General features: G+C 70.3%; 22 protein-coding genes. 14 read left to right on the top strand and 8 right to left on the bottom strand.

Annotated features, from left to right (window positions below; genetic code table 11):
• Nucleotides 1-93: 93 nt before the first annotated feature.
• Complete coding sequence (locus tag Q344_RS0108400) at nucleotides 94-411, top strand: polyhydroxyalkanoic acid system family protein (RefSeq protein ID WP_036538503.1); 318 nt, start codon at nucleotides 94-96, stop codon at nucleotides 409-411.
• Nucleotides 412-818: 407 nt separating this feature from the next.
• On the opposite strand, the gene ald is transcribed toward Q344_RS0108400, so the two are convergent.
• A complete protein-coding gene (ald, locus tag Q344_RS0108395) occupies nucleotides 819-1,946 on the bottom strand; it encodes an alanine dehydrogenase (RefSeq protein ID WP_028286296.1) in 1,128 nt (375 codons plus the stop codon).
• Nucleotides 1,947-2,209: 263 nt separating this feature from the next.
• Here ald and Q344_RS23485 point away from each other — a divergent pair, with 263 nt between their 5' ends.
• Together Q344_RS23485 and Q344_RS0108385 are read left to right on the top strand one after the other, a co-directional pair.
• On the top strand, nucleotides 2,210-3,181 hold the full coding sequence (locus tag Q344_RS23485; RefSeq protein WP_051630402.1) for an alpha/beta hydrolase: 972 nt from the start codon (nucleotides 2,210-2,212) through the stop codon (nucleotides 3,179-3,181).
• Complete coding sequence (locus Q344_RS0108385; RefSeq protein WP_028286295.1) at nucleotides 3,171-3,950, top strand: squalene/phytoene synthase family protein; 780 nt, start codon at nucleotides 3,171-3,173, stop codon at nucleotides 3,948-3,950. Before Q344_RS23485 ends, Q344_RS0108385 begins: the two co-directional genes overlap by 11 nt.
• Before the next feature lie 13 nt (nucleotides 3,951-3,963).
• On the opposite strand, the gene Q344_RS0108380 is transcribed toward Q344_RS0108385, so the two are convergent.
• The 3 genes from Q344_RS0108380 to cobA all read right to left on the bottom strand — a co-directional run bounded on the left by Q344_RS0108380 (nucleotide 3,964) and on the right by cobA (nucleotide 7,379).
• Nucleotides 3,964-5,169 (bottom strand): MFS transporter, encoded by a 1,206-nt coding sequence (locus tag Q344_RS0108380; RefSeq protein WP_028286294.1) that lies wholly within the window; start codon nucleotides 5,167-5,169, stop codon nucleotides 3,964-3,966.
• Between the two features lie 93 nt (nucleotides 5,170-5,262).
• Entirely contained in the window at nucleotides 5,263-6,531 is a 1,269-nt protein-coding gene (locus tag Q344_RS0108375) for a cobyrinic acid a,c-diamide synthase CobB (RefSeq protein ID WP_028286293.1), read from the bottom strand.
• A complete protein-coding gene (gene cobA, locus Q344_RS0108370; RefSeq protein WP_028286292.1) occupies nucleotides 6,528-7,379 on the bottom strand; it encodes a uroporphyrinogen-III C-methyltransferase in 852 nt (283 codons plus the stop codon). The genes Q344_RS0108375 and cobA overlap by 4 nt, the downstream gene beginning before the upstream one ends.
• A 223-nt stretch (nucleotides 7,380-7,602) precedes the next feature.
• Here cobA and Q344_RS0108365 point away from each other — a divergent pair, with 223 nt between their 5' ends.
• The 5 genes from Q344_RS0108365 (at nucleotide 7,603) to Q344_RS23480 (ending at nucleotide 11,213) form a co-directional block, all read left to right on the top strand.
• On the top strand, nucleotides 7,603-8,643 hold the full coding sequence (locus Q344_RS0108365) for a cobalt-precorrin-5B (C(1))-methyltransferase (RefSeq protein WP_028286291.1): 1,041 nt from the start codon (nucleotides 7,603-7,605) through the stop codon (nucleotides 8,641-8,643).
• The gene (locus Q344_RS0108360) at nucleotides 8,640-9,359 is read left to right on the top strand and encodes a cobalt-precorrin-6A reductase (protein ID WP_028286290.1); all 720 of its coding nucleotides are present in this window, start codon (nucleotides 8,640-8,642) and stop codon (nucleotides 9,357-9,359) included. Before Q344_RS0108365 ends, Q344_RS0108360 begins: the two co-directional genes overlap by 4 nt.
• 43 nt (nucleotides 9,360-9,402) lie before the next feature.
• A complete protein-coding gene (locus Q344_RS0108355) occupies nucleotides 9,403-10,032 on the top strand; it encodes a DNA-3-methyladenine glycosylase family protein (protein WP_028286289.1) in 630 nt (209 codons plus the stop codon).
• A complete protein-coding gene (locus Q344_RS0108350; protein ID WP_028286288.1) occupies nucleotides 10,029-10,694 on the top strand; it encodes an alpha/beta hydrolase in 666 nt (221 codons plus the stop codon). The genes Q344_RS0108355 and Q344_RS0108350 overlap by 4 nt, the downstream gene beginning before the upstream one ends.
• Before the next feature lie 216 nt (nucleotides 10,695-10,910).
• The gene (locus Q344_RS23480) at nucleotides 10,911-11,213 is read left to right on the top strand and encodes a putative quinol monooxygenase (protein WP_036538498.1); all 303 of its coding nucleotides are present in this window, start codon (nucleotides 10,911-10,913) and stop codon (nucleotides 11,211-11,213) included.
• 59 nt (nucleotides 11,214-11,272) lie between these two features.
• On the opposite strand, the gene Q344_RS0108340 is transcribed toward Q344_RS23480, so the two are convergent.
• A complete protein-coding gene (locus Q344_RS0108340; RefSeq protein WP_051630400.1) occupies nucleotides 11,273-11,713 on the bottom strand; it encodes a VOC family protein in 441 nt (146 codons plus the stop codon).
• A gap of 220 nt (nucleotides 11,714-11,933) precedes the next feature.
• On the opposite strand from Q344_RS0108340, the gene Q344_RS0108335 reads away from it, so the two are divergent.
• On the top strand, nucleotides 11,934-12,518 hold the full coding sequence (locus tag Q344_RS0108335; protein ID WP_028286286.1) for an HNH endonuclease: 585 nt from the start codon (nucleotides 11,934-11,936) through the stop codon (nucleotides 12,516-12,518).
• A gap of 102 nt (nucleotides 12,519-12,620) precedes the next feature.
• Here Q344_RS0108335 and Q344_RS0108330 read toward each other — a convergent pair whose 3' ends face one another.
• The 3 genes from Q344_RS0108330 to bcp form a co-directional block, all read right to left on the bottom strand.
• Nucleotides 12,621-13,130, bottom strand: a complete 510-nt coding sequence (locus tag Q344_RS0108330) for a bactofilin family protein (protein ID WP_028286285.1) — start codon at nucleotides 13,128-13,130, stop codon at nucleotides 12,621-12,623.
• Nucleotides 13,120-14,451: a M23 family metallopeptidase gene (locus tag Q344_RS0108325; RefSeq protein WP_084178335.1), complete on the bottom strand. Its 1,332-nt coding sequence runs from the start codon at nucleotides 14,449-14,451 to the stop codon at nucleotides 13,120-13,122. The genes Q344_RS0108330 and Q344_RS0108325 overlap by 11 nt, the downstream gene beginning before the upstream one ends.
• 330 nt (nucleotides 14,452-14,781) lie before the next feature.
• Nucleotides 14,782-15,246 carry a thioredoxin-dependent thiol peroxidase gene (gene bcp, locus Q344_RS0108320; protein ID WP_028286283.1) on the bottom strand — a complete coding sequence of 155 codons (465 nt, stop codon included), beginning with the start codon at nucleotides 15,244-15,246 and terminating at the stop codon, nucleotides 14,782-14,784.
• Between the two features lie 116 nt (nucleotides 15,247-15,362).
• On the opposite strand from bcp, the gene Q344_RS23475 reads away from it, so the two are divergent.
• From Q344_RS23475 to lpdA, 5 genes are all read left to right on the top strand, one after another.
• Nucleotides 15,363-18,710: an AsmA-like C-terminal region-containing protein gene (locus tag Q344_RS23475; protein ID WP_084178334.1), complete on the top strand. Its 3,348-nt coding sequence runs from the start codon at nucleotides 15,363-15,365 to the stop codon at nucleotides 18,708-18,710.
• Nucleotides 18,707-19,756, top strand: coding sequence for a tRNA preQ1(34) S-adenosylmethionine ribosyltransferase-isomerase QueA (gene queA / locus Q344_RS0108310; protein ID WP_028286282.1), 1,050 nt, complete (start codon nucleotides 18,707-18,709; stop codon nucleotides 19,754-19,756). Before Q344_RS23475 ends, queA begins: the two co-directional genes overlap by 4 nt.
• 245 nt (nucleotides 19,757-20,001) lie before the next feature.
• Nucleotides 20,002-21,258, top strand: coding sequence for an MFS transporter (locus tag Q344_RS0108305; RefSeq protein ID WP_028286281.1), 1,257 nt, complete (start codon nucleotides 20,002-20,004; stop codon nucleotides 21,256-21,258).
• A 130-nt stretch (nucleotides 21,259-21,388) separates the two neighbouring features.
• On the top strand, nucleotides 21,389-21,967 hold the full coding sequence (locus tag Q344_RS0108300; RefSeq protein WP_028286280.1) for a DUF924 family protein: 579 nt from the start codon (nucleotides 21,389-21,391) through the stop codon (nucleotides 21,965-21,967).
• Nucleotides 21,968-22,107: 140 nt separating this feature from the next.
• A complete protein-coding gene (gene lpdA / locus Q344_RS0108295) occupies nucleotides 22,108-23,502 on the top strand; it encodes a dihydrolipoyl dehydrogenase (RefSeq protein WP_028286279.1) in 1,395 nt (464 codons plus the stop codon).
• The last annotated feature ends 2 nt before the right edge of the window (nucleotides 23,503-23,504 follow it).

Below are 23,504 nucleotides of genomic sequence, written 5' to 3'. Positions count from 1 at the left end.
TGCCGCAGCGTCACGGCGCGGGCGGCGCGGATAGGGCTGGCGGCGGGGCAGGGCGCCGGGGCAAGCAGGGGAAAATCCCCGATGGAGACTCCCATGGCCCGGATAGATTTCACCGTTCCCCACGACCTCGACCAGCCCGAGGCGCGCCGCCGGATCGAGGCCGGCCTGCCGAAGCTCGAAGCCGCGATCCCGGGCGGGGCGGAGGTTACCTCGGACTGGCAGGACCAGGAGCGGATGGTGCTGACGATCCGCGTGATGGGCCAGACGATCGTGGTGGACGGCGCGGTGACCGGATCCGAGGTACGGGGCGAGACCAAGGTGCCGATGATGCTGTCGATGATGGCCGGTCAGATCCGGGACATGGTCACGGAGAGCATCTCGCGAATGCTGGCGAAACCCGCGGCGGGGTGAGCGCCGGGCGAGAGGCGTCCGGGGGGACGAGTCTCGGGTCCGAACCGGCGGGGCCCAGGCGGCGTGGTTGGCCGGATGAGGCGGAAAGACCTCGGCCTGATGTGGCACAGAGGTCATCCGGCCTTCGCCGGAGAAGCCGGGCGGGGCGTGATGCGCCCGGTCGAGCGGACGCGCAAAGGGTCGCGCCCTCCCTCGGGTGGGCGGTCTGACCTCCGGGGTCTGCGGAAGGCGGACGCATCCGATAAGCCGGTTCGGTGCTCCACGGCACCGATGTGCCCTCCCGGGGGGGAGGGAGGGCGCGGCCCGGCGTGCCGCCGGGCCAATTCGGTTCGAACGGAGTGCCGGTCAGGCGGGCGGGGTCCTGGCCGCTCGGCTGAGGCCCGGCATCACCCCTGGCGTCCGTTGCCTTACGCCGCCTTCGACTTCAGAGCCTCTTCCGGGGGCACGTAGGCGTAGCCGAGATCCTCGGCCACGGCGCGGTAGGTCACCTGTCCGGCATGCACGTTGAGCCCCGCCCGAAGGTGCGGCTCCCGTGTCAGTGCAACCGGGAGCCCGTGGTCGGCCAGCGCCAGCGCATGCGGCAGCGTCGCGTTGTTGAGCGCGTAGGTCGAAGTCCGGGCCACCCCGCCGGGCATGTTGGCCACGCAGTAATGCACGATCCCCTCCTCGGTGAAGGTCGGCTGGTCGTGGGTCGTGGGCCGCGAGGTCGCGAAACAGCCGCCCTGGTCGATCGCCACGTCGACCACGACCGAGCCCGGCGCCATGCTCCGGAGCATCTCGCGCGTGACGAGCTTCGGTGCCGCAGCCCCGGGGATCAGCACCGCACCGATGACGAGATCGGCTGCGGCCACCGCCTCGGCAAGCACCGTGCCGGTGGAATAGAGCGTGCGGATGCGGCCGTTGTAATGGTGGTCGATACGCTCCAGCACCTCGGCCGAGCGGTCGAGGACCGTCACCTCGGCCCCGAGCCCCACGGCCATCTGCGCCGCGTTGAACCCCACGACGCCGCCGCCGACGATCACGACGCGCCCCGGCGCCACGCCGGGCACGCCGCCAAGCAGCACGCCGCGTCCGCCGTGCACCTTCTCGAGCGCCGTCGCACCGGCCTGCACCGCCATGCGGCCCGCGACCTGGCTCATCGGTTTCAGCAGCGGCAGCCCGCCGCCCGGGCCGGTCACCGTCTCGTAGGCCACGCAGCTCGCGCCGCTCTCGACCAGCTCGCGGGTCTGGTCCGGGTCGGCGGCGAGGTGGAGATAGGTGTAGAGGATCTGGCCCGACCGCAGCATCGCACGCTCTGCCGCCTGCGGCTCCTTCACCTTCACGATCATCTCGGCCTCGGCGAAGACGGTCTGCGCATCGGGGGCGATGGTCGCCCCGGCATCCTCGTAGGCCATGTCCTCGGCGCCGATCCCCGCGCCCGCGCCGGTTTCGATCTGCACGGAATGGCCGTGTCGCACCAGCTCCGCGGTGCTTTCGGGGGTGAGACCGACACGGTATTCGTGGGTCTTGATCTCTTTCGGGCAGCCGATGCGCATGGGTCCTCTCCGGTTGGCTCGCTGCGCCAAGCGTGACACGGGTTCCGGGGAAGGTGCGTGCAAAGCGCGGCGCGAATTGGCGATCGGGCGGGAGGGTCGAGCTCGATTCGGCGGTTTGACGGCGGAATAGTGCGCTGCACCGCCGCATCGCGCGAGATTCTCCCGCCAGTGGTGTCGCGCGCCACGGCTGGCGCCGGTTTGGCCTGACACCGCCGCCCGCATTCGCTATGTCGGGACAGGATCCGCCCCAAGGAGGCCGCGCCATGAAGTTCATCGTCATCCTGCTGATCGTGGCGCTAATTCTGGCCCCGATACCCTATGTCCTGATCTGGACCCAGGCGCCGCAGGGCAGGGCGCTCGCCGCCAGCGACCTCGATTTCGACAGCATCCTGGGCCAGGCCGCGGCCGAGCCTCTGCCTGAAGAGCTGGTCGAGATGCGCGACGGCACGCCGCTGCGCGTGCGGCACGTTGAGGCCGAGGGCAAGCCGCTGCTCGTCCTGCTGCACGGCTCCGGTTGGTACAGCGCGCAGTTCGACACCCTGATCCGCAGTCTCGAGGGCCGGGCCGAGATCGTCGCGCCCGACCTGCGCGGCCATGGGGCCAACCCGGAACGCCGCGGCGATGTCGACTACGTCGGCCAGCTCGAGGACGACGTGGCCGACCTGATCGACTTCTACGCCGAGCCCGGCCAGAAGGTCGTTCTGGCGGGCCATTCCTCGGGCGGCGGGCTGGCGGTTCGCTTCGCCGGCGGCGCACATGGCGACAAGATCGACCGCGCGGTGCTGCTCGCGCCGTTCCTGAAATACGACGCCCCGACCACCCGGCCCAATTCCGGCGGCTGGGCGCATCCGCTGAGCCGTCGTATCATCGCGATCTCGATCCTGAACCAGCTCGGCATCACCTCCCAGAACGACAAGATCGTCATCGAGTTCTCCTTCCCCGAGAAGGTCCTCGACGGGCCCGAAGGCGACAAGGCGACCACCGCCTATACCTACCGGATGAACACCTCCTTCGCGCCGCGTTCGGACTACCTTGCCGACGTGGCGGCGCTGCCGGACTTCCTGCTGGTGGCGGGCGAGAACGACCAGGCCTTCGTGGCCGAGGGCTACGAGCCGCTGATGTCCGACGTCACCGACCGGGGCAGCTACATGATCGTGCCCGGTGCCGGCCATCTCGACCTTGTCGACCGGCCCGAGACGTCCGAGGCGATCTCCGGGGTGCTGGATGGCCTCTGAGTTCGACGACGACCTCACCGCCTGCGCGGCGCTGGTCGAAAAGGCCGATCCCCTCCGCTTCCGCGCCGCGATGGCGGCCCCGGTGGCGGCGCGGCATGTCCTCTTCCCGCTCTACGCCTTCAACGTCGAGGTCGCGCGCGCGCCCTGGGTCACGGGCGAGCCGATGATCGCGGAGATGCGCCTGCAATGGTGGCGCGACGCGCTGGAGGAAATCGCGGCGGGCGGGCCGGTCAGGCGGCACGAGGTGGTGACGCCGCTCGCCCGGGTGCTTGAGCCGGCGGATGCCCGGGTGCTCGACGCGCTGGTCGAGGCACGGCGGGCGGATATCGAGACGACGCCCTTCGAGGATACCGAGGATCTGCTGGGCTACCTCGACCGGACCGCGGCCGGTCTGCTCTGGGTGGCCGCCCGGCGCCTGGGCGCGGGGCCCGGGGCCGAGGCGCGTGTGCGCTCGGCCGGGGTGGCGCAGGGCCTCGCCAGCTGGTTCCGGGCGATCCCGGCGCTGGAGGCCGCGGGCAAGCACCCGCTGCCGGACGGGCGGCCCGAGACCGTGGCGGAACTCGCCCGCGGCGGGCTGGCCCGGCTGCGTCAGGGCCGTTCGGACCGCTCCGGCATCCCCGCGGCAGCGATGCTCGCGCTGGCGGGGACGGGGCATGTGCTGAAACGGGCCGCCTCGGATCCCGGTGCCGTGGCGCGCGGCGAACTCGATCCGAGCCCGTTCCGCGAACGCATCGAACTGGCCGCGCGGGCGGCCACGGGGCGCTGGTAGCGCGGGCCCTGGCTCAGGCGGTCACGTCGCGCGGTCGCATCACCAGCCAGATCAGCGCGCCGCCCGCCAGCACGAGGAAGGGCACCATGGCGAGGTTCACCGCCGCCCAGCCCGCCTGCGGCGAGCCGCCCGAGCAGTTCATCAGCCCGCCCGAGGCGAGCGAGGCCACGGTCACGCCGCCGAAGACGATCAGGTCGTTGAGCCCCTGCACCCGGCCGCGCTCCTCGGGCCGGTGCGAGCCGGCGAGCATCGTGGTCGCGCCGATGAAGCCGAAGTTCCAGCCGATGCCGAGCAGCACGAGCGCGCCGAAGAAGTTCATCAGGTCCACGCCCTGCAGCGCCACCGCGCCGGCGCCGGCGAGGATGACCAGGCCGAGCGCCATGATCTTCTCGACCCCGAACCGGTTGATGAGATGGCCGGTGAAGAAGGACGGCACGAACATCGCGAGCACATGGCTCGAGACCACGTCGGCGGCGTTCGACTTCTCGAACCCGCAGCCGACCACCGCCAGCGGGGTCGAGGTCATCACGAGGTTCATCAGCGCGTAGCTGACCATGCCGACGATCACCGCCACGCCGATGCGTGGGGTGGCCAGCAGCTCGCGCCGGGACCGGCCGCGGGGCGCGTCATGGGCAGGGATCGGCGGGCGCGGAATGTCGAGCCCCAGGAAAAGGAACGAGCCCAGCACGTTGACCGCGATCACCGCGATATAGGTGCCGAGGAAGGGCACCACCATCGCGTCAGCCGTCACCTTGACGATCTGCGGCCCGATCAGCGCCGAGGCCAGCCCGCCCGCCAGCACGTAGGAAATCGCCTTGGGCCGGAAGGTCTCGGAGGCCGTGTCGGCCGCGGCAAAGCGGTAGAACCCGTGCGCGGACATGTAGATGCCGGTGCAGAAGCTGCCGAGCAGGAAGATCGGGAAGGATTGCGTGAGCAGCCCGTAGGCGCCCACGATGCCGCCCACCGTGCCCCCGGTGGCGCCCAGCCAGAATCCTGCACGGCGGCCGTACCGCTGCATCACCGCCGACATCGGCGTCGCCGTCAGCATCGAGCCCAGCACGATCAGCGAGATCGGCAGCGTCGCGAAACAGGGGTTGGAGGCGAGCGATTGGCCCGCGAGCCCGCCGATGGTGAAGATCATCGGCATCTGGGAGCCGAGGACCGCCTGCGCGAGCACGAGAACGAACACGTTTCTCTTCGCGCGCGAATCGTCGGTCATGGCTGGCTCCCTCACTCGTGAGGAGTGCCGTATCGAACAGGCGTTTCGTTCGCAAGCGCACATTCGGCCGCGCCATGTGCGTGTGCGCGCAGATCAGGGAAAGGCGTCGATCACATGCGCGAAAGAGCCGGTGACGTGGGTTTTGCGCAGACCCATGGGGGCAAGCGGCGTGCCCTCGGCGTCTTCGGCCTCGTAGAGCGGCGGTCCCTCGGCGCGCAGCGTCGTCGCGTAGTGGAACTCGTGCGCGGCCAGGTGGCCGGGGAAGGGGCCGCCCCGGGCGTGCAGCCGGCGATAGCCCAGATGCAGACGGCGGGCGGCAAAGGAGGTTTCGAGCGGCAGAAGACCCGCCATGCGATGCGCCACGCCCTCCGCGTCGATCAGGGCCTCGCCCAGAACCATGTAGCCGCCGCATTCGCCGTGCACGGGCGCCGTTCCGGCATGGCGGCGCAGCGTCTCGAGGAACCGCCTGTTCCCTGCGAGCCGGCCCGCGTGCAGTTCAGGATATCCCCCGGGCAGGAAGACGAGGTCCGCGTCCGGAACCGGATCGTCGGCCAGGGGCGAGAAGGCCAGGATCTCGGCCCCCTGCGCCCGCCAGTCCTCCAGCATGTGCGGATAGGCAAAGGCGAAGGCCGCGTCGCGCGCCAGCGCGATCCGCTGCGCGGGCGGGGCGAGACGTGTCGGCGCATCGGCCGCCGGGAGCGGGCGGGCCAGCGCGGCGAGGGCACCTAGGTCGAGGCTTTCGGCCAGCCGGTCCGCGGCCCGGTCGAGGAAGGCGTCGAGATCGGCACGCTCCCCCGCCTGCACCAGGCCGAGGTGGCGCGAGGGCATCGCCAGACCCTTGTCCCGGCGCAGGGCCGCCAGCACCGGCAGTCCGGTCGGGGCGAGCGCCCGGCGCAGCATCGCCTCGTGGCGCGGGGACCCCACGTTGTTCAGGATCACGCCCGATATGCAAACCGCGGGGTCGTGGTTTGCAAATCCGCTGCAAAGCGGCGCGATCGACTGCGCCATCCGGCCGGCATCGACCACCAGCACCACGGGCAGGCGCAGCATGCGGGCGAGGTCGGCGACCGCCCCCCGGCCGTCCGGCGGTGCCCCGTCGAACAGCCCCATGGCGCCCTCGATCAGCAGCAGCCCGTCGCCCGCGGCGAGCGCGGCGATCCGTTCGGGCGACATCGCCCAGGCGTCGAGGTTCAGGCAGGGCGCCCCGCAGGCGGCCTCGTGAAACCGGGGATCGATGTAATCCGGGCCCGATTTCGCTCCGCGCACGACGACGCCCTGCCGCGAGAGCAGCCTCAGCAAAGCCAGCGTGACGGTGGTCTTGCCCGCGCCCGAGGACGGCGCGGCGAGGATCAGCCCGGTCATGAGACCTCGGCCGGGCGTCCCCTTCCGAGCGGGTCCAGGTCGCGCGGCGCCTCGCCTTGCGCCAGCGCCTGCCAGTCGAGCACCTGCCGCATCAGAACGGACCGGCCGACGCAGAGGATCGCCGGCGGCTCCAGCCCGGCCGCCGCGATGTCCGCGGCCATCCGGCCGAGCGTCGTCTCGAGCACCCGCTCCTCGGGCGTGGTGGCCGAGCAGACCACCGCGCAGGGCTCGTCCGCCGGGCGCCCCGCGTCCAGCAGCGAGGCGGCGATCTGCTCCACGTGCTTCATGCCCATGTAGATCACCAGCACCTGGCTGCCCTTCGCGATCGCATGCCAGTCGAGCGATTGCGGCGTCTCGCCGGACTGGTCATGCCCGGTGACGAAGGTGACCGACTGGTTCACGTCGCGATGCGTGACGGGGATCCCGGCATAGGCCAGCCCGCCGATGCCCGCGCTGATGCCCGGGATGATCCGGACGTTCACCCCGTGCTGGATCAGCGTCTGGGCCTCTTCGCCGCCGCGCCCGAAGACGAAGGGATCGCCGCCCTTCAGCCGCAGCACCCGCTTGCCCGCACGGGCCAAGTCCACGAGCCGCAGAGAGATGTCGCGCTGTTTCGACGAGGGCTTACCGCCGCGCTTGCCGGCATAGATGTGCTCGGCCTGCGGCGCCCAGTCGAGGATCGCCTTCTGGACCAGCGCGTCGTAGATCACCACGTCGGCCTGCCGCAGCCCGTTCACCGCGTGCAGCGTCAGCAGCCCCGGATCGCCCGGGCCTGCGCCGCAGAGCCAGACCCATCCGGGCTCCAGTGTCGGCCAGCCGGCCGGAAGAGGGGGCAGCGATTCGCTCATGCGCCACTATATGCGCATCGCCCGACCCGGGGGAAAGTCCGCTGCCCCGCGAAAGGGATACCCTCCCCGCCGGGGCGTGGCCGGCGGATCACTGTTCGCCCCCCGGGCCCGTTGCAGGAACGCGGTTCGGGGCCGCTCCCCCGCCTTCATCTTTCCGAAAATACTCCCGCCGGAGGCGGCGAAACCTCTGGCCAGCGGAACGCCCGGGTCTATGCTCCGCCCGATGAGCCGAAAACCCGAAGGCACCCTTCGCCGTGGCTGGACCACCGGCGCCTGCGCCACCGCCGCCCTGCGCGCGGCGCTGATGGTGCTCTGGGGCGAGGGGCGGCCGGACCGGGTGCGGATCACCCTGCCGCGCGGCGAGCGGCCGGTTTTCGCGGTGGCAGATCTGCGCGAGGGCCCCGGCTGGGCCGAGGCGGGCGTGATCAAGGACGCGGGCGACGATCCGGACGTGACCCATGGCGCGCTGATCCGGGTGCGGGCCGAGCCTTCGGCGGGCGGCGTGGTCTTCGCGGCCGGTGAGGGGGTCGGCACGGTGACGAAGCCGGGCCTGCCGGTGCCGGTCGGCGAGCCCGCCATAAACCCGGTGCCGCGTCAGATGATGCGCGGGACGGTGGAGGAGATGGCCGCGCGGCTTGGGCAGGTGCCGGACGTGCGGGTGACGATCTCGGTCCCGGAGGGCGCGGCGCTGGCGGCCAGGACGTGGAACCCCCGGCTGGGGATCGTCGGCGGGCTCTCGATCCTCGGCACGACCGGCATCGTGCGCCCGTTCTCCTGCGCCGCCTGGATCGCCTCGATCCACCGCGGCGTCGACGTGGCGCGGGCGGACGGGTTGACCCATGTCGCGGGCTGCACCGGGGCGACCTCGGAACGGGTGGTCCAGGGGCTCCTGGGCCTGCCGGACCACGCGATGCTCGACATGGGCGATTTCGCGGGCGGGATGCTGAAATACATCGCCGCGCATCCGGTGGAGCGGGTCACCCTGGGCGGCGGGCTCGGCAAGCTGACAAAGTTCGCGCAGGGCGCGTCGGACCTGCATTCGGGGCGGAGCCAGGTGGATTTCGCGGATCTCGCGGCGCGCTTCGGACGGGCGGAGGTCGCCGCGGCCAACACGACCGCGGAGGTGCTCGGGATGGTCGGCGCGGCCTATCCGGAATGGGTGGCCGAGGCGGCGCGGGCGCAGATGGCGGCCCGGCTGGGAGCAGGTATCGCGGCGGAGGTGGTGGTGATCGACCGCGCCGGCACGATCCTGGCGCGGGCATGATCCTCGTGCTTGCCGGCACGGCGGAGGCGCGGGCGCTCTGCGAGGCGATGGCAGCGGCCGGGATCGCCGGGGTCGCGTCGCTCAGCGGGGCGGTGGCGGCACCGGCGGAGCTGGCGCTGCCGGTGCGGATCGGCGGGTTCGGCGGGGAGGCGGGGTTCCGGGACTACCTCGCGGCTCAGGGGATCACCGGCGTGGTGGATGCGACCCATCCCTTCGCGGCGCGGATCACCGAGCGCACGTCGCGGGTTTGCAAGGAGCTGGGACTCCCACTTTGCCTCATCGCGCGGGCTTCCTGGGCGGCAGGGCCGGGTGACGAGTGGGTCGAGGTGACGGACCCCGAGGCGCTCGGCCGCGTGATCCCGCGCGGGGCGCGGGTGCTGCTGACCGTGGGGCGCAAGGAGATCGCGCGGTATCATGGCCTGAAGGGGCGGGAGGTCCTGGTGCGCAGCATCGAGCCGGTGGACGACCTGCCCGAGGGCTGGCGGAGCGTGACCGCGCGGCCGCCTTTCACGGCAGAGGACGAGGCGGCCTTCTTCGCGCTGACGGGCATCGGCTGGCTGGTGACGAAGAACGCGGGCGGCGGCGGCACGGGCAAGCTGGAGGCGGCCCGGGCGGCGGGGGTGCGCGTGGCGATGATCTCGCGGCCCGCATTGCCGGAGGGCGTGACGATCGTCGAGACCGTCGAGGCGGCGATGGAGTGGGTGCGGGGCCGATGAGCAGGGCGGGGGACCATGGCGTCCGGCGCCCGGGAGGGACGCCGTGACCGGTCGGATCATCGAAACGCCGGAGGATGTGGCGGAGGGCGCGGCATGGCTGGCCGCGCGGGATGCGGGCATGGCCCGCGCCTTCGCGCGCTGCGGGGTGCCGCCCTTGCGGCGCCGGGCGGACGGGTTCGGGACGCTGTTGCAGGCCGTCGTGGGCCAGCAGGTCTCGACCGCCTCGGCGGCCGCCATATGGGCGCGGATGGAGGCGGCGGGGCTGGTGGTTTCGGACGCGGTCGCGGCGGCCAGCGAAGAGGAGCTGCGGGCCGTGGGGCTGTCGCGCCCCAAGATGCGCTATGCGCGGGGCATCGCGGGGGCGGGGCTGGATTTCCAGGCGCTGCGCGACCTGCCCGACGCGGAGGTGCTGGCACGGCTGGTCGCGCTGCCGGGGATCGGGCCCTGGACGGCGGAGATCTATGCGCTGACCGCGCTCGGGCGGGCCGACGTCTTTCCGCCGGGGGATCTGGCCTTGCAGGAGGCGGCGCGGATGCTCTACGGCTTGGAGGCTCGGCCGAACGCGGCCGAATTGCGGAACATGGCGCTCGGCTGGAGCCCCTGGCGGGCGGTCGCGGCGCGGCTGCTCTGGGCCTGGTACCGGGCGGAGAAATCTCGGGAGGGGATCGCATGACGAGGGTGCTGAACGCGGGACGCAAGGAGCCGGTTTCGGGAGAAACCCGCTCGGTCGTGGTCTTTCTGCATGGCTATGGCGCGAACGGGGCGGACCTCCTGGGCATCGCCGACGTGCTGGGCGAGCACATGCCCGACACGCTCTTCGTGGCGCCCGATGCGCCCGAACAGGTGCCGGGTGCGCCCTTCGGCTTCCAGTGGTTCCCGATCCCCTGGATGGACGGATCCTCGCAGGAGGCGGCGGAGGAGGGGCAGCGGCAGGCGGTGGAGGATCTGAACGCCTTCCTCGACGCTCTGATGGTGGACGAGGACGTGCTGCCGGAGCAGGTGGTGCTCTTCGGCTTCTCGCAGGGCACGATGATGGCGCTGCACGTGGCGCCGCGGCGCGAGGACCCGTTGGCGGGGGTGGTGGCCTTCTCGGGGCGGCTGCTCGACCCCGAAAGCCTGGCCGACGACGTGGTCAGCCGGATGCCGGTGCTGCTGGTGCATGGCGACGCGGACGAGGTGGTGCCGCCGCAATCCTTGCCGGCGGCGGCCGAGGCGCTGCAGGGCGCGGGGTTCAAGGAGGTCTTCGCCCACGTGATGAAGGGGACCGGACACGGGATCGCGCCGGACGGGCTGTCGGTGGCGCTGGCCTTCATGCGGGACAAGCTGTCGCTCTGAGGTCTGGCGCCGGGCGGGGCCCGTCGCCACGGGACCGTCCGGCCCGGGCATCGAGCCCGGCCCGGCCGGCGGGGGGCTGTCTGCCCCCCTGGCCCCCCGAGGATACGGGACCAGAGGAAGGGGGCAGGGGCCACGGTTCTGAAATGGCGCGGGCGGGTCTTTCGGGGCGGCACGCGGCGTGGCAGGGTCGACCCCGACATCCGGGAGGAGAGGCGCATGATCATCGTCACGGGCACCATGGAGGTGCCGGAAGAGCATATCGAGAAGGCCAGGGAGAATTTCCGGCTGGCAGAAGAGGCGACCGCGCAGGAGCCGGGCTGCCTGACCTACAGGTTCTTCCAGAGCGTTTCGGAGCCGACCCTGTTCCGCGTCTACGAGGAATGGGAGGACAAGGCGGCGCTGAAGGCCCATGCCGCGCATGAGAACATGGCCGCGCATCGCGAGCGGATGGCGCCGCTGGGTCTGGGCAACCGGAAGATCCAGTTGGTCGAGCCGGAACGGATCCGCGACCTCGGCTGAGCGCCGGAGGTGAGCGTGAAGGGGGGGCGCGGCGGGCCGCGCCCTTCCTGTCTGGCGCGTCAGGCCTCGGGAAACCAGAGCCGCGGCTCGGCGATCTCGAGCGAGTTGTCGGCCGGATCGCGGAAATAGATCGACCGGGCGCCGTTCGGCCAGTGGAAATCGGCCTCGATCGGCACGCCCGCGGCCTGAAGCCGATCGCACCAGGCCGAGACGCCCTGCGCCTCGGCCGACAGGCAGAGGTGGCCCGGCCCCTCGGCGCCGTGCGGCGGGACCGGGATGTCGGGATTCGACGGGCCTTCGCGGGTGCGGGCGGGGTTGAAGATCAGCACCACGCTGCTGCCCGCCCGGAAGAAGACGTGTCGGTCGCCCACGCGGGCGATCCGCTCCATCCCGAGCACGCCGCCGTAGAAGGCCTCGGCCGCGTCGAGATCCTCGGCATAGAGCGCGGCCTCGAGCACCGCGGGGAAGCCGGGCGCGGCCGGCAGGTCGTCGTGTTCCATGCCAAGAGAGGTAGGTCCGGACGGGGGGCGGGCAATCCCCGGTCCCCCGGGGCCTGTGGACAATGTCATCCGCGCGTTACGCAGGCGCTCTATGGCTTTTGTGGGCTTCTGTATATCGTGGGGCTTGTGCGGTTCAGGCCGCGATATATAGTGAATCACGTCAGGGCGGCAGGCCCGCCCCGAGGCCGGACCGAAGCGAGACGGGCAGAGGATGACTTCCATGGACGGAGATTTCAGGACCGAATTCGTGCGAGACCCGGTGGCGCTCAGAAAGCACCCCGCGCTGGTCCTCAACGCGGATTACCGGCCGCTCTCCTACTACCCGCTCAGCCTCTGGCCCTGGCAGGAAGCGGTGAAGGCGGCCTGGCTCAACCGGGTGGACATCGTGGCCGAATACGACACCATCGTCCGAAGCCCGAGTACCAGCATCAGGATACCCTCGGTGGTGGTGCTGAAAGATTACGTCAAACCTCAGAAGCGCGTGGCCTTCACGCGCTTCAATCTTTTTCTGAGGGACGAATTCTGCTGCCAGTACTGCGGATCGCGCGGGGAGCTGACCTTCGATCACGTGGTGCCGCGGGCGAGCGGCGGGATCACCTCGTGGGAGAACGTGGTCGCGGCCTGCGCGCCCTGCAACCTGCGCAAGGGCTCGAAGAGCCTCGTGCGCGCCGGGATGCACCTGCGCAAGCCGCCGCGGATGCCGGGGGCGGAGGAGCTGCGCAATCTCGGGCGGAAGTTCCCGCCCAACCACCTGCACGACAGCTGGCTCGATTTCCTCTACTGGGATGCCGAGCTCGAGGCCTGACGGCGCGGTTCGCGACCGGCGACCCCCCGGACATGGAAAAGCCCGCGAGCGATCTCGCGGGCTTTGGTGTGACGGGCCGGCGGGGCAGGGGCCCCGGAGGGCTCAGGACTGTGCGGAGGTGGCCGGCGCGGGGGCAGGTTTCGCCCCGGGCTTGTTGCCGCTCAGCGGGTCTTCCTGGCGCTGGACGGAGCCCTCGAAATGGGCGCCGCTCTCTATGGCGATGGTCTTGTGGATGATGTCGCCCTCGACGCGCGCGGTGGAGGTCAGGCGGACCTTGAGGCCGCGGACCCGGCCCACGATGCGGCCGTTGATCACGACGTCATCGGCGGTCACCTCGCCCTTGACGGTGGCGCCTTCGCCGACGGTCAGGAGGTGGGCGCGGATATCACCCTCGACGGTGCCCTCGATCTGGATGTCGCCGGTCGTCTTGACGTTGCCGGTGATGTGCAGGTCCGAGGACAGGACGGACGCCGGCGGTTTCGCCTTGGGGGCCGCGGGCTTGTAGTCGCCGGAGGACGAGGGCGTTGCCGGCTTGGGCGCATCTGCCTTCATGGGTGCTGCGGTCTCGTTGTCCTTGGGACCGGGCTCGTTGATCTTGCTCTTAGAAAACATCTCTGGAGGCCTTGATGTAAGTCATGGGGTTCACAGCCTGACCGCCGACGCGCACTTCGTAGTGCACGTGCGGGCCTGTCACACGTCCTGATGCCCCCATATCACCGATCCGGTCCCCGCGCGAGACCCTTTCCCCGACCTTCACGCCAATGCGAGACATGTGGCCATAGCGGGTTTCGATGCCGAACTCGTGCCGGATCTTGACGAGGCGGCCGTAGCCCGACTGCCAGCCGGCATAGGTCACGACGCCGTCGCCGGTGGCGTAGAGGGGGGTGCCGACGGGCCCGGCGAAATCCACGCCCGCGTGCATCCGGCGGCCGCCGGTCTTCGGGTCGCGGCGGTAGCCGAAGCCCGAGGTGAAGCGGTAGGACGCCTTGACCGGCACCGCGAAGGGGGCCTTCTCGGCGGCGATCCGGTACATGTTCAGCCGGTCGAGCTGGTTCAGGATCCGGTTCGCGCGCGAGGCGTCGGGAGAGGTGGCCTCGCCCATGGTCGACAGCGAGATCGGGGTCAGCGGGCCGCCCTGGCCGGAATAGCCGCGCCGCACCTGGTTGATCAGGTTGTCGGTGTTCATGCCGGCCGCCTTGAACATCTTGTCGAGCGGCGCGACCGAAACGGTCATCGCCTCTTCGAGCTGGCGGAAGATGGCGTCGTTCTGGTCGCGCAGCAGCGCGAGCTCGGTCGCCATCTCGTCGGCCTGCAGCAGGGCTTCCTGCGCGTTGGCCTCGATCTGGTCGCGCTCGTCGGCGGTGTCGGCCAGCGCGCTGGTCAGGAAGTCGAGCGTGCCGTCGCTGCCGGTGCCCGCGGCGCCGGGCGCGGTGCCGGTCTCGTCCAGCGCCAGCCTGGCCTGGCCCAGCTCGTCCCGCGCGTTGTCGCGTTCCTTCATGGTCCGGCGCAGGGTGGCCTGGATCACGCCGATGCCGGTCTCGAGCTCGCGCCGCCGGGTCTCGGAGGCGAGAAGTTCGGACTGCATGGTGGAAATCCGGCTGAGCGCCGAGTTGAACCGTTCCTGCGCGGCCAGCGCCTCTTCGGCGCGGGAATCGCGTTCCTCGGCCATCGCGTTCAGGCGTTCCTGATAGACCTGCTGGTCGCGGCGGGCCTGATCCCGGAAGTTGCCGGCGCCGATGCTGTCCATCAGCAGCACGGCGGTCGCGATGATCGACCAGGCGACCAGTGCGCTGCCGCCCGCGAGGGCAGCGAGCTGGACGCCGGGCCGCAGACGGATGAACCGCGTGTCCGTGTCTGATTTCAGAAAGAGCCGGCGTTCCGGCAGATGCCGTTCGAGAAAGGCATGCAATTTCGGCTTGAGTGTCCTGCTCACTGGCGCCCTGTCCCCTTGTTTCCCATCCCCTTGGCCCCTTCGGTTCCCCAACCGGAGGCCCTGAAACCTGTTACCGACCCCTCCCTGACGTATCAAGGCATTTGGCCGGAAGGCCCCCCGGGGCCGCAGAAACCTGCCGGTATTGGCGAGAATCCGCTTATGTCCAGACGCTTAGAGGGCCTTTCCCGGCGCATCGGGAGGCGTGGGGGCGGCGCGGGCGGGGGACAATCCTGTCCCTAGGGCAACCGCTGCGGGGCAGCAGAAGGCCCGGCGTCCGCATCGGGAACGCCGGGCCTGATGTCTCCGGCACGGGCGGCAGAACCGCCTTTCTCAGGTCAGTTCGCGGGCCGCGGCCAGCACCTCGTCGACATGGCCGTCCACCTTCACCTTGCGCCAGACCTGCGCGATGTCGCCGCGCGCGTCGATCAGGAAGGTCGCGCGTTCCACGCCCATGAAGGTCTTGCCGTACATCTTCTTCTCGCCCCAGACGCCGTAGCTTTCGCAGACGTCGCCGTCTGCGTCGGACAGCAGGATGATCTCGAGCGCATGCTTGTCGCGGAACTTGTCGTGCGACTCAACGCTGTCCTTCGACACGCCCAGAACCGTGACGCCGGCGGTCTGGAATTCTGCCGCAGCGGCGGTGAAATCCTTGCCCTCCGTCGTGCAGCCCGGGGTGTCGTCGCGCGGATAGAAGTAGAGAACGACGGGATGTCCGCGGAAATCGGTGAGCGAGATCTTGCCGCCACCATCACGCGGAAGGGTGAATTCAGGAGCTTTTTCCCCGGTTTCGGGCATGGAAAGACCTTTCTCTGCCTGTTTTGTGAGTTCCAATTTAACCCGCGGCAGCCGAGAATACACCCCGCACCGTGAGGCAGGTTGCAGAAGAAGGACAGGGCCGCAAAGGCCGGTGGATGACGAAGACCGACGAGCCAGGATCTGACCGCCAGACGGCGGAGCAGGCCGCGCCGCCGCGGCGACGTGCGCACAGACATGTGCTGCGCGCCCTCGTTCTGACGGTCGGGGCGCTCCTGGCCTTCACGCTCATGACCCTCGGCCTCACCGTGATGATGATGGCGCATGAGCGTCCGCTTTACGCCCCCGCCTGGCTCAAGCAGAAGATCGAGGCGCGGCTGGACGAGACGCTGCATGGGCTTGCGGTGGATTTCGACGACATCGGCCTCGTGGTCGACGAGGCCTGGCGGCCCCGGGTCCAGCTCAGCGGGCTCGAGGTGCAGCGCGCGGGGTCCGACGCGCGGCTGGCGCTTTCGACCATCGAGGGGACGCTGGCGGTCGGCCCGCTGCTGCGCGGGAAGGTCCGGCCGGATACGCTCTACCTGTCGGGCGCGCAGATGCGGCTCTACCGCGATGCGGAGGGCGGGTTCGACCTCGCACTCGGAGAGGGCGGCGCGGCCCGGAACGCGGGCACCCTGCCGCGACGGGTGTCGGGCAACGACCTCGGCACGCTCTCGGACGAGATCGAGGCGCTGCTCGACCTGCCCGACCTGCGCGAATTGACCCGGATCGAGGCGACGGCGCTGACCCTGCGCTACGAGGACGCCCGCTCCGACCGCGCCTGGACGGTCGACGGTGGCCGCGCGGTGCTGGAGCGCCGTGGCAATGACCTGCAGCTGCGCGGCGATTTCGCACTGCTCGGCGGGCGGGCCTGGGCGAGCACCCTGTCGGTGAGCTACGCCAGCCGGATCGGCGACAAGGCCGCGAGCTTCGCCATGTCGTTCGAGGACATGGCGGCCGAGGACCTTTCGACCCAGAGCGCCGCACTGGCCTGGCTCGAGGTGATCGACGCCCCGGCCTCGGGCGCGCTCCGCGCCACGGTCGACAGCGGCGGGCGCCTCGGCCCGCTGAATGCCACGCTCCAGATCGGCGAGGGGGTGCTGCGGCCCGACGGCGGATCGACCCCGATCCCGTTCCGGTCCGCGCAGAGCTATTTCACCTACGACCCCGTCGCGCAGGCGCTGACGCTCAACGAGTTCCGGGTCGACAGCGATTACCTGAGCGCCCGCGCCGAGGGCGCGCTGCATCTCTACGGAACCGCGCGCGGGCGTCCGCGCGAGATGGTCGGCCAGCTCAGGATGACCGAATTCTCGGCCCAGCCCGGCGACATGATCCCGGACCCCGTGGCCTTCTCCGACGTGCGCGCCGACCTGCGGCTCAGGCTCGATCCCTTCGCGCTGACGATCGGGCAGATCTCGCTCTCGAACGGCTCGGAGGAGCTCTCGCTCAACGGCGAGGTCACCGCAGGGCCGAAGGGGTGGGACGTCAGCGCCGAAGGCGCGATGACCCGGCTCTCCACCGCCGAGCTGCTCCAGCTCTGGCCGCGGACGCTGGCGGTCAAGACGCGGGAATGGATGGAGAAATACGTCGCGCAGGGCGCGCTCGAGAACATCCAGCTGGGCCTGCGCCTGACCGAGGGAACCCGGCCGGACCTCTACCTCGGGTTCGAGTTCAGCGAGGCCGAGATGGTGCTCGTGAAGGGCCTGCCGCCGGCGAAGGAGATGCGCGGCCACGCCTCGCTCTTCCGGAACCGCTTCGTCGCCGCGGCCGAGGGCGGTCACGTCACCGCCCCGCAGGGGGGCCGCGTCGATCTGGCGGGGACCGTCTTCATCGTGCCCGACACCACGATCAAGCCCGCCCCGGCCGAGGTCGAGCTCAGGACCGACGGCACGATCACCGCCACGCTCTCGCTGCTCGACCAGGAGCCGTTCCGCTTCCTGGCCAAGGCGGGCCGGCCGGTGACGCTGGCCGACGGGCGTGTCCGGCTCGACGGCCGCATGGCCTTTCCGCTCAAGAAGGGCCGCACGCCCGACGAATACGACGTGGTGGTGGACGGCACGATCACCGATCTGCGCAGCGACGTGCTGGTGCCCGGCCGCCGCCTCTCCGCGCAGCAGGTCGAGATGCGGCTGGCCGACAACCTGCTCTCGTTCGAGGGCGGCGCGCAGATCGGCGCGGTGCCCGTCGGCGGCCGGTTCGAGACGCAGCTCGGGCCGAAGGGCGACGGCTCGGCCCGGATCGACGGCTGGGTCGAGCTCTCCGAGCGGTTCATCGACGAGTTCCGGATCGGCGTGCCGCCGGGCAGCCTGCAGGGGCAGGGCCGCGCGCGGATCGCGTTGGACCTGCAGAAGGGCCAGGCGCCCGGCTTCCGGCTGAGCACGGATTTCGCGGGTGTCGGCCTGCGCATCGCGGCGCTCGACTGGTCGCTGCCCCGCGCCGCGCGCGGCCAGCTCACGGTGGAGGGCGCCTTCGGCAAACCGGCGCGCATCGACCGTCTGGCGATCGACGCGCCCGGGCTGACCGCCGCGGGCAGCCTGACCCTGTCCGACAGCGGCGGCATGGCGGAAGCGCGGTTCGACCGGGTGCAGGTCGGCGGATGGTTCGACGGCCCCGTCACCCTGACCGGCCGCGGCAAGGGTCGCAGCCCCGCGGTTGCCGTGACCGGCGGCACCGTCGACATGCGCCGCGCCAAGCTTGGCGGCGGCGGCGGGCAGGGGGGGCCGGTCACGCTCGCCCTCGACCGGCTGCAGATCTCGGACACGATCGCGCTCGAGGGCTTCCGCGGCCGCTTCGACACCGGCGGCGGGATGAACGGCACCTTCACTGCCAACGTGAACGGCCGCGCCGCGATCTCCGGCACGGTGGTGCCAAGGAACGGCCGCAGCGCGCTGCGTGTCACCTCGGCCGACGCGGGCGGCGTGCTGGCGGCGACCGGTCTGCTCAAGCAGGCGCGGGAGGGGGCGCTCGACCTCACGCTCCTGCCTGTCGGACCGGCAGGCATCTACGACGGCACGCTCCGCGTCTCGGGCCTGCGCATCCACGAGGCGCCGGCCATGGCCGCGCTGCTCAACGCGATCTCGGTCGTGGGCCTCGTCGAACAGCTCGCCGGGCGGGGGATCGTCTTCAACGACGTCGACGCGAAGTTCCGCCTGACCCCGCAGCAGGTCATCGTCACGCAGTCCAGCGCGGTCGGCGCCTCCCTCGGGATCTCGATGGACGGGGTCTACGATGTCCGGCGCAAGCTGATGGACATGCAGGGGGTCGTCTCGCCCGTCTACATGCTGAACGGCATCGGCTCGCTGCTGACCCGCAAGGGAGAGGGGCTCTTCGGCTTCAACTACACCCTGCGAGGGCCCTCCGCCGCGCCGCAGGTCTCGGTGAACCCGCTGTCGCTGTTGACACCCGGCATGTTCCGCGAGATTTTCCGCCGCCCGCCCCCGAGGATCAGCCAGGCGCCGACGCAGTGAAACTTTCCGATTTCGATTTCGACCTGCCCGAGCGGCTGATCGCCACCCGGCCCGCGCGGCCGCGCTCCTCCGCGCGACTGCTGGTGGCCGAGGGCGATACCTTCACCGACGCGATCGTCCGCGACCTTGCCGACTGGCTCCGCCCCGGCGACCGGCTGGTGCTGAACGACACGGCCGTGATCCCGGCCCGGCTCTCGGGCCTGCGCCACCGCCAGGGGGCCGAGGGCAAAACCGCCGCCCGGATGGAGGTCACCCTGCTCGAACCCCGCGCCGACGGCACCTGGGCGAGCCTCCTGAAGCCGCTGAAGAAGATCCGCGAGGGCGAGGAGATCGTCTTCTCCGACCGCCTCACCGCCACGCTCACCGCCAGGGAAGAGGGTCAGGCCCGCCTCGCCTTCAACCTGACGGGGGCGGATTTCGACGCCGCGCTCGCCGAGGCCGGCGAGATGCCGCTGCCGCCCTACATCGCCGCGAAACGCGCCGCCGATGCGCAGGACCGCGAGGATTACCAGACCGTGTGGGCCGAGCGCCCGGGCGCCGTCGCCGCCCCGACCGCCTCGCTGCATTTCGACGACGACCTGCTGGCCCGGATCGCCGCCCGGGGCGTCGCGACCACCCGCGTCACGCTCCACGTCGGCGCGGGCACCTTCCTGCCGGTGAAGGTCGAGGACGTCACCACCCACCGGATGCATGCCGAATGGGGCGAGGTGACCGAAGCCGCCGCCGCCGAGATCGCCGCGACCAGGGCCGCCGGCGGCCGCATCATCCCCGTCGGCACCACCGCGCTGCGCCTGATCGAGAGCGCGGCCCGCTCGGGCACCATCGGGCCCTGGCGCGGCGAGACCGACATCTTCATCTACCCGGGCTTCACCTTCCACGTGACCGATGCGCTGATGACGAACTTCCACCTGCCCCGATCGACGCTCCTCATGCTGGTCTCGGCCCTGATGGGGCAGGAGAGGATGAAGCGCGTCTACGCCCATGCGGTGGCCGGGGATTACCGCTTCTTCTCCTACGGCGACGCCTCGCTCCTCATCCCCGGCTGAGCGGACCCGCCCCTTCCTCTGGTCATGTATCCCGGGGTGAATTGAGCCGCAGGCTCAAGAGGGGCGGAGCCCCTGATCAATAGACCGTAATGTGCCGCCCCCGGGCGGCACTCCGCCGGATCGGCGGGTTGTATTTCTCCGGGGCGGATGTCAGCACCGCGTCAAAGGCGGCATCGCGAGTCGCAATCTGACCCGACACCGGCCCTTGATCGTGGCCAACCTGACCAAGGAAGAGGGAACGGAGAATGCTGCAGGTTCTCGGATCCGCCTGGGCGTTGCTGCTCGGGCTCATGCTGCTGATGGTCGGCAACGGCATTCAGGGCACGCTGCTCGGCGTGCGCGGCGAGATCGAGGGCTTCTCGACCTTCCAGATGTCCATCGTCATGTCGGCCTATTTCGTCGGCTTCCTCGGCGGCTCCCGCATGGCGCCCGAGATGATCCGCCGCGTGGGTCACGTCCGCGTCTTCGCGGCGCTCGGCTCCTTCATCTCGGCGGTGCTGATCCTCTACCCGACCTTCGCCAACCCCTGGGCCTGGACGATCGAGCGGGTGATCATCGGCTTCTGCTTCTCGGGCGTCTACGTCACCGCGGAAAGCTGGCTCAACAACGCCGCCACGAACGAGAACCGCGGCAAGGCGCTCTCGCTCTACATGATCGTGCAGATGGTGGGCATCGTCGCGGCGCAGGGGCTGCTGCTGGTGGCCGATCCCGGCGGGTTCGTCCTCTTCGTCATCCCCTCGGTGCTCGTCTCGATCGCCTTCGCCCCAATCCTTCTGTCGATCATGCCGACGCCCGCCTTCGAATCGACCAAGCCCTTGTCGCTCAAGGCGCTCTACGGCATCTCGCCGCTCTCCTGCATCGGGGTCTTCCTGCTGGGCGGGGCCTTCTCGGCGCAGTTCGGCATGGCCGCCGTCTATGGCTCCGAGGCGGGCTTCACCCTGCCGCAGATCTCGCTCTTCATCGCTCTCTTCTACGTCGGCGCCACGGTCGCGCAATATCCGCTGGGCTGGCTGTCGGACCGGATGGACCGCCGCGTCCTGATCATGTGCGTGGCCGCCATCGGCGCGGTCGGCGCCGTCATCGGCGCGGCCTTCGGGGGATATTACGCGATGATCCTCGTCGCCGCGGTGATCGTGGGCGGGATGTCGAACCCGCTCTATTCGCTGCTGATCTCCTACGCCAACGACTTCATCGGGCCCGAGGACATGGCCGCGGCCTCGGGCGGGATGATCTTCCTGAACGGGCTGGGTGCGGTCTCGGGTCCGCTGATCGCGGGCTGGGCCATCGGCGTCTTCGGCCCGTCGGGCTTCTGGATCTTCATCGCCGTGCTGCTGTCCGCCATGGCGCTCTACGCCGCCTACCGGATGACGCAGCGCCCCGCGCCGTCGGTCGAGGAGACGACGAGCTACGCGCCGGTGTCGATGTCGGCCTCTCCTGTCGCGGTCGAGGCCGCGCAGGAATGGGCGCAGGAGCAGGCGGATGAGCAGCAAGGTGCCGTTTAGGCAACGATCTGCGGAAAAATCCGCCTGTCGCGGGCTGTTAGCGACGAAGGTAGGGAAGTCCGGAATGGATCGGATGTGAAACTTATGTAAATTGGCGGGAAGTTTTGCCTCGGGAGGAAGGAGTAACCCCATGGTGACGCCGGAGGACATTCTCGCGTTCTGGCTCGACGAGGTCGGGCCCGAGGGGTGGTATCAGCCGCCCGCGGGGCTGGACGATACGATCAGGGACAGGTTCGGAGCGGCGTGGCAGGCGGCCAGCGAAGGCGCCTATGGCCTTTGGCTGACCCATCCGTCTGGCGCGCTGGCCTACATCATCCTGATGGACCAGTTCCCGCGCAACATGTTCCGCGGCAGCGGCGAGGCCTTCGCCTCGGACCGGGTGGCGCTGGCCGCGGCCAAGGTCGCGGTGGAGCGCAAGTGGGACCTGAAGATCGACCCGCCCGCGCGTCAGTTCTTCTACCTTCCGATGATGCATTCCGAATGCCTGTCGGACCAGGAACGCTGCGTCCGCCTGATGAAGGAGCGGATGCCCGAGGCCGGGGACAACCTGCTGCACGCCAAGGCGCATCGCGAGGTGATCCGCCGCTTCGGCCGCTTCCCCTATCGGAACGAGGCGCTGAACCGCACGGTCACGCCGCCCGAGAAGGCCTATCTCGACGCGGGCGGCTACGGCAGCACGGTCCGGGGCCTGCAGGAAGCCGTCGGCTGAGCATCCCGCGCCGTGGCGCGGAGGAGGGGCGGCGGATCATCCGCCGCCTTTCGCATGTCCCCGGGCAGGGAAATGCGAGCTTGATTGCCGGTCCGGAATAAATAGTTTAACGTCAAACTATCCTGAAACGGAGGGCTCTCATGGCGACCGGCAATTTCGACATGATCGTGATCGGGGCGGGTCCCGGCGGCTACGTGGCGGCGATCCGGGCGGCGCAGCTCGGCCTCAGGGTCTGCGTGGTCGAACGCGAGAACCTCGGCGGCATCTGCCTGAACTGGGGCTGCATCCCGACGAAGGCGCTGCTCCGGTCCTCCGAGGTCTTCCACCTGATGGAGCGGGCCAAGGATTACGGGCTTTCGGCCGACAAGATCGGCTATGACCTCGACGCGGTGGTGAAGCGCTCCCGCGGGGTGGCCAGGCAGATGGAGGGCGGCGTGAAGCACCTCCTGAAGAAGAACAAGGTCGAGGTCGTGATGGGCGAGGCGACCCTGCCCGCCAGGGGCAAGGTCTCGGTCAAGACCGAGAAGGGGACCGAGGAGCTGAGCGCAAAGCACATCGTGCTCGCAACCGGCGCCCGCGCGCGGGAGCTGCCGGGGCTCGAGGCCGACGGCGATCTGGTCTGGACCTATCGCCACGCGCTCGTCCCTTCACGGATGCCGAAGAAGTTGCTGGTCATCGGCTCGGGCGCCATCGGGATCGAATTCGCGAGCTTCTACAACACGCTCGGCGCCGAGACGACCGTGGTCGAGGTGATGGACCAGATCCTGCCCGTGGAGGACAGGGACATCGCGGCTCTGGCGAAGAAGCAGTTCGTCAAGCAGGGCATGAAGATCATGGAGAAGGCGACGGTCAAGAAGCTCGATCGCGCCAAGGGCAAGGTCACGGCCCATGTCGAGACCGGCGGCAAGGTCGAGAAGCTGGAGTTCGACACCGTGATCTCGGCCGTCGGCATCGTCGGCAACACTGAGGGGCTGGGGCTGGAGGAGCTGGGCGTGAAGGTCGACCGGACCCATGTGGTTGTCGACGAATACTGCCGCACCGGGGTCGAGGGGCTCTATGCCATCGGCGACATCGCCGGCGCGCCGTGGCTTGCGCACAAGGCCAGCCACGAGGGCGTCATGGTGGCCGAACTGGCCGCCGGTGGCCATCCGCATCCCGTCCGGCCCGAGAGCATCGCGGGCTGCACCTATTGCCAGCCGCAGGTGGCAAGCGTCGGGCTGACCGAGGCGAAGGCGAAGGAGGCCGGCTACGAGATCCGCGTCGGCAAGTTTCCCTTCATCGGCAACGGCAAGGCGGTGGCTCTGGGCGAGCCGGAGGGGCTGGTGAAGACCGTCTTCGACGCGAAGACCGGCGAGCTTCTGGGTGCCCACATGGTCGGCGCCGAGGTGACCGAGCTGATCCAGGGCTTCGTGGTGGGCCGCCAGCTCGAGACCACGGAAGAGGACCTGATGAACACGGTCTTCCCGCACCCGACGCTGAGCGAGATGATGCACGAAAGCGTGCTCGCGGCCTACGACCGGGTCATCCACATCTGAGG

Source organism: Pseudooceanicola nanhaiensis DSM 18065 (assembly GCF_000688295.1).
Taxonomy (GTDB): Bacteria; Pseudomonadota; Alphaproteobacteria; order Rhodobacterales; family Rhodobacteraceae; genus Pseudooceanicola; species Pseudooceanicola nanhaiensis.
The sequence above is the reverse complement of the archived record's forward strand: the minus strand, read 5'-3'. Positions and strand labels throughout refer to the sequence as shown.